Source organism: Peribacillus sp. P4_C12, assembly GCF_056402095.1.
This window is the reverse complement of sequence record NZ_JBFUIB010000101.1, coordinates 1-11,143: the sequence shown is the minus strand read 5'-3', so window position 1 is coordinate 11,143 and position 11,143 is coordinate 1. Positions and strand designations below refer to the sequence as shown.

At 38.7% G+C, this 11,143-nt stretch carries 11 protein-coding genes and 1 pseudogene; 9 read left to right on the top strand and 3 right to left on the bottom strand.

What is annotated here, in order from left to right:
* The coding region (locus AC1DUW_RS14295) for an MBL fold metallo-hydrolase (protein ID WP_477642798.1) at window positions 1-753 on the top strand (753 nt) is incomplete at its 5' end.
* Between the two features lie 46 nt (window positions 754-799).
* On the opposite strand, the gene AC1DUW_RS14290 is transcribed toward AC1DUW_RS14295, so the two are convergent.
* Window positions 800-1,117 (bottom strand): PepSY domain-containing protein, encoded by a 318-nt coding sequence (locus AC1DUW_RS14290; protein ID WP_053347337.1) that lies wholly within the window; start codon window positions 1,115-1,117, stop codon window positions 800-802.
* A gap of 176 nt (window positions 1,118-1,293) precedes the next feature.
* Between AC1DUW_RS14290 and AC1DUW_RS14285 the strand changes: the two genes are divergently transcribed.
* The 3 genes from AC1DUW_RS14285 to AC1DUW_RS14275 all read left to right on the top strand — a co-directional run bounded on the left by AC1DUW_RS14285 (window position 1,294) and on the right by AC1DUW_RS14275 (window position 4,065).
* On the top strand, window positions 1,294-2,367 hold the full coding sequence (locus AC1DUW_RS14285; protein ID WP_053347336.1) for a M42 family metallopeptidase: 1,074 nt from the start codon (window positions 1,294-1,296) through the stop codon (window positions 2,365-2,367).
* An 82-nt stretch (window positions 2,368-2,449) separates the two neighbouring features.
* Window positions 2,450-2,962 carry a DUF84 family protein gene (locus tag AC1DUW_RS14280; RefSeq protein WP_053347335.1) on the top strand — a complete coding sequence of 171 codons (513 nt, stop codon included), beginning with the start codon at window positions 2,450-2,452 and terminating at the stop codon, window positions 2,960-2,962.
* A 239-nt stretch (window positions 2,963-3,201) separates the two neighbouring features.
* A complete protein-coding gene (locus AC1DUW_RS14275) occupies window positions 3,202-4,065 on the top strand; it encodes an AraC family transcriptional regulator (protein ID WP_477642797.1) in 864 nt (287 codons plus the stop codon).
* Window positions 4,066-4,264: 199 nt separating this feature from the next.
* Here AC1DUW_RS14275 and AC1DUW_RS14270 read toward each other — a convergent pair whose 3' ends face one another.
* Window positions 4,265-4,714, bottom strand: coding sequence for a YtoQ family protein (locus AC1DUW_RS14270; protein WP_056529456.1), 450 nt, complete (start codon window positions 4,712-4,714; stop codon window positions 4,265-4,267).
* A gap of 84 nt (window positions 4,715-4,798) precedes the next feature.
* Here AC1DUW_RS14270 and AC1DUW_RS14265 point away from each other — a divergent pair, with 84 nt between their 5' ends.
* From AC1DUW_RS14265 to AC1DUW_RS14255, 3 genes are all read left to right on the top strand, one after another.
* Window positions 4,799-5,368 (top strand): hypothetical protein, encoded by a 570-nt coding sequence (locus tag AC1DUW_RS14265; RefSeq protein ID WP_477642796.1) that lies wholly within the window; start codon window positions 4,799-4,801, stop codon window positions 5,366-5,368.
* 477 nt (window positions 5,369-5,845) lie between these two features.
* Entirely contained in the window at window positions 5,846-6,157 is a 312-nt protein-coding gene (locus AC1DUW_RS14260; RefSeq protein WP_053347331.1) for a thioredoxin family protein, read from the top strand.
* Between the two features lie 50 nt (window positions 6,158-6,207).
* Window positions 6,208-7,014 carry a DUF1444 domain-containing protein gene (locus AC1DUW_RS14255; RefSeq protein ID WP_477642795.1) on the top strand — a complete coding sequence of 269 codons (807 nt, stop codon included), beginning with the start codon at window positions 6,208-6,210 and terminating at the stop codon, window positions 7,012-7,014.
* 105 nt (window positions 7,015-7,119) lie between these two features.
* Here AC1DUW_RS14255 and AC1DUW_RS14250 read toward each other — a convergent pair.
* Window positions 7,120-7,661, bottom strand: a pseudogene (locus tag AC1DUW_RS14250) (SF0329 family protein).
* Between the two features lie 525 nt (window positions 7,662-8,186).
* Here AC1DUW_RS14250 and AC1DUW_RS14245 point away from each other — a divergent pair.
* Together AC1DUW_RS14245 and AC1DUW_RS14240 are read left to right on the top strand one after the other, a co-directional pair.
* Window positions 8,187-9,374, top strand: coding sequence for a M20 family metallopeptidase (locus tag AC1DUW_RS14245; protein WP_053347330.1), 1,188 nt, complete (start codon window positions 8,187-8,189; stop codon window positions 9,372-9,374).
* A gap of 406 nt (window positions 9,375-9,780) precedes the next feature.
* Window positions 9,781-11,143: hypothetical protein (locus AC1DUW_RS14240; RefSeq protein ID WP_477642794.1), on the top strand; the 1,363-nt coding region annotated here is incomplete at its 3' end.

The following is an 11,143-nucleotide window of genomic DNA, read 5'->3' as shown; positions in this document are numbered from 1 at the left end:
AAACCGCTTTGGTCCAAGAAGTATCCGGTTAACGAAAATAACCAGATTGAGTTGCGGACGGATCCGATTTTAGTTCAAGCAAATGGATTAAATATGCTTATAGATTCCGGAATTGGTAACGGGAAGATGAATGACAAGCAAAAACGAAATTTTGGGGTAACGGAAGAATCCCAACTCATTGAGGATTTAGGTAAGCTTGGGATTCAACCAAATGATATCGATTACATTTTAATGACTCATCTGCATTTCGACCATGCCTGCGGATTGACGAAACGTGAAGGTGAAGCTTGGGTTCCTGTTTTCGAACGCGCAGAAATTATTACGACTCAAATTGAATGGAATGAAATGCAAAACCCGAATATTCGTTCAAAAAGTACATATTGGGCAGAAAACTGGGAAGCTGTTGCTTCACTTGTTCGCCCGTTTAATGGAGAGAAAGAAATCACTGAAGGCATTAAAATGATTCATACCGGCGGACATAGTGATGGACATGCGATTATCATCATTGAAGATGGTTTGGACAGGCTGATTCATATGGCTGATATTATGCCGACACATGCCCATGCGAATGTACTTTGGGTACTCGCTTACGATGATTACCCAATGACCTCCATCCAGGCGAAGGAAAAGTGGATGAAATCCGGACTGGAAAACGGGTCGTGGTATAGCTTTTATCATGATGCCCACTATTGTGCCATAAAATGGAATGAAACGGGTAAAGAAATAACGGCTGAACTGAAACGAAAGCGATAAGGATAACAATAAAGGAGGACGTCATTTTGACGACCTCCTTTTTGTTTCAATCGTTTTGCGCATTAAGCTCCAAAATTGTTCCTGTAGAGGCATCCGCTACAAATTCGAATTGCTCGCGTTTTCCCTCTGTGTTTCTAGTAATGCCGCCTTTATACACTTCATAGTCTAAATTATTTTTTTTGTAGTTTTCCGGCTTCATCAAAATCCATGAGCCATATATGTTTCCGTCCTTTTTGACTGTTTCCTTCACTTGGGCTAACACTTTATCCGGAGAAGGATTACTTGATTGATCCAAAATTTGTTTTGTCGCATAGCCGGCAGCGAACCCAGCTACAGTACCTAGTAAAAACGTTTTCCAATTCATGAATTTCTCCTCCATTGCTTTTTTTCCATCACGCTTTCTAGTATACAGAAGAACTTATTATTTGACTAATAATTTGAAATTTTAACCATTAACTGATAAATTAGAACTTTCAAGTGTAACATTATTCTAAGTTCTGTAAAATAGTAATAAATAACACATAGTTAAGGGGTAGAAAGATGAATCATGAGACTTTAGCGCTTTTTAAAACATTGACAGAATTACCAGGTGCCTCAGGAAATGAACATGCTGTTCGGAGTTTCATGAAGAGTGAGCTTGAAAAATATTCAGATGAAATTATTCAAGACCGCCTTGGTGGAATCTTTGGTGTAAAAAGAGGGAATGAAGAAGGACCAACTGTACTTGTTGCTGGACATATGGATGAAGTGGGCTTTATGGTCACTTCGGTAACAGAAAACGGAATGCTCCGCTTTCAGACTCTAGGTGGCTGGTGGAGTCAGGTACTTTTGGCGCAAAGAGTTGAAATCATCACTGATAACGGACCGGTTATTGGCGTCATTGGTTCGATCCCGCCTCATTTGTTAGATGAATCGCAACGCTCAAAACCAATGGACATTAAAAATATGCTGATTGATATCGGAGCAGATGATAAGGAAGATGTGAAGAGAATTGGTGTCAAACCAGGTCAGCAGATTGTACCGATATGTCCTTTCACACCGATGGCTAACGAGAAAAAAATTCTTGCAAAAGCATGGGATAATCGTTATGGATGTGGACTGGCGATTGAGTTGTTAAAAGATTTAAAAGATGAAACTTTACCAAATATCTTATACTCCGGAGCAACGGTACAGGAGGAAGTAGGATTGCGTGGTGCAAAAACAGCAGCGTATATGATCAAACCTGATCTTTTCTTCGCCCTAGATGCAAGTCCAGCAAACGATATGTCAGGCAGTAAAAGTGAATTCGGCCAGCTTGGAAAAGGAGCCCTACTCCGTATTTTTGACCGGTCGATGGTCACACATCGCGGCATGAGGGAATTTATCCTTGATACTGCTGAATCTAATGATATCCCATATCAATATTTTGTTTCCCAAGGCGGCACGGATGCCGGGCAAGTCCATATTGCAAATGAAGGTATTCCAAGTGGCGTGATTGGCATTTGTTCGCGCTATATTCATACACATGCGTCCATGATTCATATTGATGATTATGCGGCAGCTCGTGAACTGATTGGGAAATTAGTTCGTGCATGTGATAAAACGACATTTGAGACATTAAAAAATAACGGCTAATAGAGGAAGCTGAAATGGGAAGGGGTGCAGTCATGTATCCTTTTCTAGCAGCTTTTTTTTACATAGAAGGAAGGTAACTATTTTGAAAATAGCAGTAGGTAGTAAAAATCCGGCGAAAGTAAAGGCAGTGTTTGACGTTTACGAAGAAGCTGAAATCATTTCACTTCAAGTAGAAAGCGGGGTCTCGGAACAGCCATTTTCTGATGAGGAAACAATGAATGGAGCGATAACGCGCGCCCAAAATTGCTTGAGCCAAAGCGATGCCGAAATCGGAATCGGTCTTGAAGGCGGTGTCGTAAAAATGAATCACGGCCTATTCGTATGCAACTGGGGGGCGATGGCTACGAAGGATGGAGAGATCTACATAGCCGGTGGAGCTAGAATTCCACTCCCGGAAATTGTCGCTGAACGGTTACTAAACGGTGAAGAGTTGGGTCCGGTCATGGACGACTTCACTAAGAAAGCGAATATTAGCAAAAAAGAAGGAGCAATCGGAGTGTTTACAAATGAGCAAATCACTCGAGCTGAAATGTTCCTTCATATTATGAGAATGCTAGCAGGTCAACACGAGTATAAGAAAAAAATGCAAAAGTGAGATTCTGTTAATGGCTTTTGATTTAACTATTTTGACCTTTTGAAAGCCATCTAAAAGTTAGTGACACACTGGTTTTATAGGGTTTAACCATAATACCATCGATGTGCCAAATGTAAAGGATTGCTTTGAAGGGATTGACTGAAAAGATAGGTGAAGAAAGAAGACAGTCACAACAAAGCAGAAATTGACAGGATTTAAGTTAACCGGGTTGCTAGAATAGATTACAAGGAGTGAGTGGTATGGGATGGGTTGAATCAATCCAAAAGGCAATCAACTATATGGAGGAGCATTTACTTGATGACCTAACCATTGAAAGTATTTCCAGACAAGCGAATGCCTCAGCCTTTCATTTTCAACGGACGTTCACCATATTAACGGACATATCCGTTGGTGAATATGTCCGGCGTCGAAGGCTGACTTTAGCTGCTCAGGAGATATCACGCACAAATTGCAAGATCATTGATTTAGCATACAAGTATGGCTATGACACTCCCGAGGCTTTTTCAAAGGCTTTTCGAAGGCAGCATGGAGTATCTCCAAGTGAAGCACGAAAGTATATTGGGAAGCTGACATTCTATGAACGCCTGGTAATACAGGTAATTCTGAAAGGGGAAATACCGATGAAATACAATATTATTGAAAGAGATTCCTTTCAATTAATTGGAATCAAGCGAGAGTTTTCATTAGTTAATGGAGAAAATTTAATTGGAATTCCAAAGCTTTGGGACAAAGTGAATTCGGATGGAACCGACGATCAGTTAGGGAAGTTGAACAATGGCCAAATAAAAGGGCTACTGGGAGTATGTGTTGACAAACGAATATTGGAACAAAATGAGACTATGGATTATTGGATAGCGACAGAGTATGACGGTCAAGTGCCAGAAGGGTATTCAAGCCTAACAATTCCGGCCTCCAAATGGGTTATATTTGAAGTTCACGGACCAATGCCAGATGCTATTCAAGAAGTTTGGAAACGAATTTTTTCGGAATGGTTTCCTACAAGCGGTTTTGAACATGCTGGAACTCCTGAAATGGAAGTATATACAGACGATGATGCTTCAAACCCTGATTACTACTCAGAGATTTGGATTCCTGTTAAGTAGATAGAAGAGTAAGGTCTACTATATTTGTTTTCGCTTGTAGAGAAAGTTTAGTTTAATTTCCCTACAAGCTTTTTATTTTGAAGGAACTTTGGTGCTAGATTATCCGCGTTTTATTAATACCTTAAAATGCATTAATGTACCTATTACATAATATGGTGTATATTGTCGGAAAACTATAGTCTCAGGCAAATGGAAGATTTCACAATCCATCTTCAAATATATAAGAAAGCACCTTCAGAGCTTGGTTCACGGTTTCGACTGTGACACTCGCCTTTTCCGATATTTCTTTTAAAGCATGGTGATGGGATTCCGAACGAATCAAAATAAGCGGTTTGCCTAGAGAGATGGCAGTGCTTGCATCCATGGCAGTATTCCATTGTTTATATTTTTCACCAAAAAGTGCGACGACAAGGTCGGCTTGTTTCATCAAGAGACCTGTCCGTAAATTGTTAATTTGGGAAGCGGCCGCATCCTTCAAAATCGGGGTGGGCTGTACTCCTAAAATTTCTTCTCCAATATTGTCGGAACGTTCATGGTTTTCCATCGGTCCGACAAATTCTAACGGAAGTTTCAAGGCGATTGCCTTATCTCTTAATTCACTTCTCCAATTTGAATGGATTTCCCCAGCAAGATAAACAGTTAATTTCATAATTGTTCCCCCTTGGTATATAAATTGCTTTCATTGTATCATGTTTTGAGAAAATGGATGAATTTCATAAATAAGGATAATAGTATGCATAAGAGTGTATTCTGTAATCAATCTTTAGGAAAAGAGAAGGCTGGAGGAATGACGATGGCTCTATCGATTAATAAAATTCTTATTCTCCTGTTAATGAGCAGTCTGATTGTTGTTGGTTGCTCGGGCATTGAAAGGCAAACTGATAAAGCAGTTAAGGTCGCAGAATTGGCATTTCGTGACGATAAGAAACAGCCAAATATAGAGGCGGGTCTCATTCAGGTATATCTGCCAGAGGATTTTAAGGTAGAAGAAGAACATGATAATAATTTGATCTTAAAAAGTGATCATCAGGCTTATATATTATTTGTGAATCCAAATGAAAATGAAGACAGCTCCGTATTATTTCTGGCGATTAAAGAACAGGGGGATAAATATTTGGTGCTGCATTCCTTTCAAAATGATGATAAATTTGGGTTTATCACAATAAAAGAGTTAGCGGAAGATAAGTATGAGCTTGCGGTAGGGATCGGTGGAGTCAAGCTGACAACTGAAACCGATAAAGATCAAATAAAACACGATGCAAAACAAATGATGGAAATCGTTTCATCAGTGCCTCAAAAATAAGGAACAGCTCGGAAGTATCATTCCGGGCTTTCACTTATTAGGCTTCGTTATCATAAAGGTGAAACTTTATACCATTGGCAAAGAAACATAGTTCGGAAGGAGCTTCGTTGACTTAGGTAATGGCTAGTAACTGATTTTTGCTCGAGGTACTAACCTCTTCGGAAGTTTCTGATGATTGTTCTGATATTAGATGCGTTTCGCAGCTTAACCTTTGATATGTTTGCGGTAATACGACAAGGTCTTTAGAGGCTGTTTTAGTAAAGGAAATAGATTGGCCTTGTATCGATTTTACATTCTTCGAATTTCTGTGATTCACAGCAATCAGTTTTTTTATTTGCTGGAGAATTATTAAGAGTTAGTAATATTTTTAATAAGTAATTCAACTCTAATCCGTATTAATGGTTGATTTATGCAGAGTCTGGTATGATGGAATTATAAAAAATTAAGATAATAATTTAGAGCTGGAGGAATATAAAAATGGAAAATTTACAGACTTTAGAACAATATGATGTATTAAAAAATGAAGGCAAACATATTTTTCTTTTTTCAGCGACATGGTGTGGAGATTGCCGTGTGATTGAACCAATAATGCCGGAGATTGAAGCGAAATTTCCTGAATTTACGTTCATTTATGTAGATCGTGATAAATACATCGATGTTTGTGTAGCCAATGATGTATTCGGAATACCAAGTTTTATCGCTTATGATAATGGCAAAGAGCTTGGCCGATTCGTGAGTAAAGATCGTAAAACACAAGAACAAATTGAAGAATTCATTCAAGCATTATAATCAAAATCCCCTTCTCGCTGGGGATTTTTCAATGAAGAGGAGGGTCAACCTTGAAAATGGATAGCACGAAGCTGAAAAACATCTTAAAAGAACGTTTAAAAGACGATAATCGCACGTTTAAATTCGATAGCAAGAAAGATACGTTACGGGTGGAAAATGTGAAAACGGGTAAAGGTATCACCGTCGAATTGCCACCGGTGCTAGCTAATTATGAAAACGTTCAGGAAAAAGCCATCGATGAAGTTGCCTATTACGTGGAAGAGGGTCTGAATGTAATGGGGGAAGAACACAGCATGGAAGGCAAGGAGAAATTCATTTTCCCAGTCATTCGTTCGACGTCCTTTCCAATGGAATCGGAAGAAGGAAACCCTTTTTTATTCGATGAGCATACGGCCGAAACACGTGTCTTTTATGCACTGGACTTAGGCAAAACCTACYGTTTGATTGATGAAAAAATGATTCAGCGGGAAAACTGGCAGGGGGACCGAATCCGGGAGATTGCCCGTTTCAATGTCCGTTCCCTCTCAACAGAAATGAAGTCGGATATCGTTGCGGATAATACATTTTACTTTTTGAACACAAATGATGGCTACGACGCAAGCAGAATCCTTAATGAATCATGGCTTCGAGAAATGAAGGACAAAATTCAGGGAACAATGGCAGTGGCGATTCCTCATCAGGATGTCATTATCATTGCAGATGTGAAGAATAATACTGGGTATGATGTGCTCGCTCAAATGGCGATGAGCTTTTTTGCCAGTGGCCACGTACCGATTACTGCTTTATCCTTCCTGTACGAAGAAGACGAGCTGGAGCCTATCTTTATTTTGGGTAAAAACAAAAAGCGTGAACAATAAATAAAGCAGAATGCACAAAATATAAGGACCCTTGCAAGTATGGAAAAATTCCAGCTCGTCAGGGGTCCTATTTTTTTATGTGCTTTATGAGACAATGTTTTATGGCTATTTTTTTACCGCTATACCAGATGAAATAAATTGGTTCATTTTTATATTTTCTGCATCGCAGCGTAGTTTATAAAAAATATTGAATAAGCTCATGTTCTTTTTCCGATACGACGATCTAATAGACAAAGAATGTTAATCAAAACATCCGAAGACTTTAATAATTCCTCAATTGGTGAGTTAAAGTATTCCTCTAATGCAAAGTAAAAATCATATTGACCATAAATTCCATCTGCTTTTAGTATTTTTTGAGCCTGATCTTGTAAGGCCCGATTTTTGGGTACATCATCAAAGTCATACTGATTAGATTTATCTCGTATGTCACGTTCTCTATAAAATTCTTCTCTTGCAGCTGTAATTGTACACATGCTCAATATTTCCACTTTATCAACGGTAATTACAGCTCTGCCTAATTGATCATGAGCTTTACGGTAATTGATAACTTGAAAATCCACTCTCGAGCGCAATGTCTCACATAGAAGATCATATAACCGTTTCTTTGCTTTGCTCCATTTTGGACTATACAATAAATTGCCCCCCAATATTCAATCCTTTAGTTGAATGATACTCGCTACACTGATTGTACATTAATAGAGGATTTGACATTTAAAATGTAAAGTATTAATTTAATTTCCCTTAAATTTGATACCAAGCAAACTTATATCAGAGATTCGCAGAATTATTTCCCAGACAATCTTCAAACAAGCTAGGAACAGAGGAAGCATCAGTTTAGAGTAATAATAGATAAAAGATGAAAAGGGACTTTAATCATTCTATTACAAAAGAAGGAAGTGTGAAGAGTTAAAGCGAAACTGTTAGGTAGTTTGTTTTTATGCTGCCAGGATGTACTTATTCGGATTTAAGATGAACCGAATAAAACAAATTGCTTAACCCAAAAATTAAAAATCATTGCTCTTATGGTTTTGGTATACACAGAGTTCTTAAACTATTATAAGTTTCTTTAAGAAAATTCGTTAACATTCCGATGTATGAACGAAAGGAACATTCCTTAATTAATATTCTTTTCACATAATTATCAAGCCGATATATAAAGGGGGACAATAACTATGAAAAATCAATTAATGAACATGTTAGAAATGCGTAAAAATGAAATGATTCAAATTCGTCGTTATTTACACGAAAACCCGGAGCTTTCCTTTAAGGAAGAAAAAACAGCACAATATATCATTGATTTTTATAAGGGAAAAGATGTGGACATTCAAACGAATGTTGGAAATGGATTGGGAATCATCGTAACAATCGAAGGTGGGAAACCAGGAAAAACGATAGGTCTTCGTGCAGACTTTGATGCGCTGCCTATTTTAGAAGAAACCGAGGTTCCATTTAGGTCTAAAAATGAAGGTGTGATGCATGCTTGTGGACATGATGGACATACAGCTTATCTATTAGTCTTGGCAGATTGCCTCATTCAGCTGAAGTCTTCCCTTCCTGGTACCATTAAAATCATCCATCAACATGCTGAAGAAGTACCGCCAGGAGGTGCAAAAAGCATCGTGGAATCAGGGGTGCTAGATGATCTAGATGCTGTTTTTGGAACGCATTTGTTCCCATCACATCCAGCTGGAGAGGTGGGGTATCGCAGCGGCTATTCGATGGCTGGCAGGACATATTTCAAGTTAGGGATAAAAGGTGTAGGCGGCCATGGTTCTTCCCCACATTTGGCTAATGATGCTATTGTTGCAGGTTCCCATTTTGTAACAGCTGTTCAAACCGTAATCAGCCGGCGCTTGAACCCCTTTGATATGGGTGTTGTCACTATTGGTTCTTTCGATGGAAAAGGAAGCTTTAATGTCATAAAAGATCGGATAGAGATTGAAGGGGATGTACGCTATATGACAGAGGAGACCCAACAGCTGATAAACAAGGAAATACACCGGATTGTTAAAGGGATAGAAACAGAATTTGATGTTCAGTGTGAGCTTTTATATATGCCGGATTATCCACCTTTATATAATGATCCTAAAATGACTGAATTTGTGAAAAATAGCCTTCAAAACATGAATGACCCAGATATTAAGCAGGTCTTAGAATTCCCAATGTTCTCAGGATCAGAAGATTTTTCATATTATGCGGAAAAAACGCCTGGTTGTTTCTTTTACATAGGCTGTAAACCAAAAGGGGTAGAGAAGGTGTATTTCAATCACCATCCTAAATTCGATATCGATGAAGATGCGCTTCTGATTGCGGCCAAATCAGTGGCGCAAGTTGTATGTAGTTTTTATGAATTAGATTAGTCAACTGTAGCCCTACTTTTCTAAAATAGTTATATAACCCCCAAAACACCGTTCGGTTTAATCGAACGGTGTTTTGTAGAATCTTGCCACTACATTAATAAAATTAGAAGAATTCACCAGGAATGATATGGTTTGTATTAAAACTTAATCTCTTTGTAAACATCATTTAACAGCTGTGTTTTATTTAAATAGTAGACTAAGGGCTAACGATATTTTATATAGAATAGGTTTATACTCTTTTCAAAAGGGGTTTAATAGGATAAGAGTTATGCGAAAATCGAAGGGTAAGTACAAATAAATAAAAAAAGCACATACAAATTCCTATTCAGCTTAAATTCTCTCGATATTTTATAAATAACTGGTAGAATAAGTTACATAACTACAGATAGTAGAAAGAGTGATAGGTTTGAAATGGCTAAATAAGATGAAGAAATGGTTCCAAGCAGAGGAAATTATTGAGATTGAAGAAATTATTATAGATGAACCGCTAGATGAAGAAACATTAAAAAATATGGATTTTTCCAAGCTTACAAACACAAGGAAAGAAGATATAAAAGAATACAATCAAACAGTGGAGAAGATGTCCCAGGTGAATGATCCGGATACAAAAATCCTGTTTCAATATCCGAAAGGGCAATTTAAGTTTCCTCTCATTCCTGACCAAGAGCAGCATAGAAGAAAGCCTAGGGAAAGAAAGAGGGAAGAGCGTGAGCCTAAGCGTGAGCCTAAGTCTAAGCAGGAAAAAGTGACCAAGGCTAGAAGTCCTGTGAGGGGACCTGAACCAAAGCATAGAAACGCCGATCGTGAATCAACAAACAAAATAGTTCCATCGAAAACTCCATTCCGTCCGACGGAAATCCCCTCACCTATATATGGGTTTCGTCGTCCAGAAAAAAAGATGGTCACTACTGAGCGAATTGTCGAGTATGAATTAGAAAGCAAGCTACCTGTTCTCAAAAAAGAAGAGCCAGAAGTTCCAGCGTATATCCCTAACACCACAAAAGAAGTGGCCTATGAGGAATTAACAATTGAACCTTCTGTTCTTGTACCAGAACAAGTGGAAGAAAAAAGGGAAGAAGAGATGGAGATTCCCGCTTATTTCCGTAAAAACGCGCCTACAACACCCCTTGAGGAAGTAGCAAGCGAGCCTTCTAAACCTATTTCTGAACAGGTGGAAGAAATAAAAGCCTTCGAGCAGGATCAGGATGATTTTGGGCGGGAAGTGGCTGTTTCGATTATGGAACAGGTGGAAGCGACACCGACCAAAGCTTATGTAGCGCCAAAGGAAGAAGTTATACAACCAACACCGGAATTTGTCGAGAAACCTGTCGAAAGTCAAGTGATTGATTTAGAAAGCGAACCAGCGGCGACTATTACGGAAGAACAGCCTAAACGCCCAAAAAAACATATTCCTTTTAATGTGATGATGCTTAAGCAGGATCGGGAAAAAACTCAATACCTAAATAAGATTATAGCGGAAAAAAAAAGCCCTGATTCAGAGAGAGGAGTAGTTTCTTTTGGAAAGAAACCTACAATAAATCCTGATGAAGCAGGGTCTGGACAAGCAGTACAATCCGGATCCGTTCATGAATTGAAAACAGAGGCAGACCGAGTCGTGTTGGAAGAGAAGCCGGTTATGCCAGAACCTATAAGCTTCCGGGAAACGCAGTATGAATCCGTAGCGGTAGCCGAACCTGAGAATGCCGGTGAGTCCAATACGGAATCAAGTGGGGTCTATGTATCGCCTTTCATGCCGGAAGTGAAAACCC

Bases quoted from the DNA above. Each gene is read 5' to 3' on its own strand.
- AC1DUW_RS14290 (WP_053347337.1), bottom strand. From the start codon at position 1,117: ATGAATTGGAAAACGTTTTTACTAGGTACTGTAGCTGGGTTCGCTGCC.
- AC1DUW_RS14285 (WP_053347336.1), top strand. From the start codon at position 1,294: ATGAATCATGAGACTTTAGCGCTTTTTAAAACATTGACAGAATTACCA.
- AC1DUW_RS14275 (WP_477642797.1), top strand. From the start codon at position 3,202: ATGGGATGGGTTGAATCAATCCAAAAGGCAATCAACTATATGGAGGAG.
- AC1DUW_RS14270 (WP_056529456.1), bottom strand. From the start codon at position 4,714: ATGAAATTAACTGTTTATCTTGCTGGGGAAATCCATTCAAATTGGAGA.
- AC1DUW_RS14265 (WP_477642796.1), top strand. From the start codon at position 4,799: ATGCATAAGAGTGTATTCTGTAATCAATCTTTAGGAAAAGAGAAGGCT.
- AC1DUW_RS14260 (WP_053347331.1), top strand. From the start codon at position 5,846: ATGGAAAATTTACAGACTTTAGAACAATATGATGTATTAAAAAATGAA.
- AC1DUW_RS14245 (WP_053347330.1), top strand. From the start codon at position 8,187: ATGAAAAATCAATTAATGAACATGTTAGAAATGCGTAAAAATGAAATG.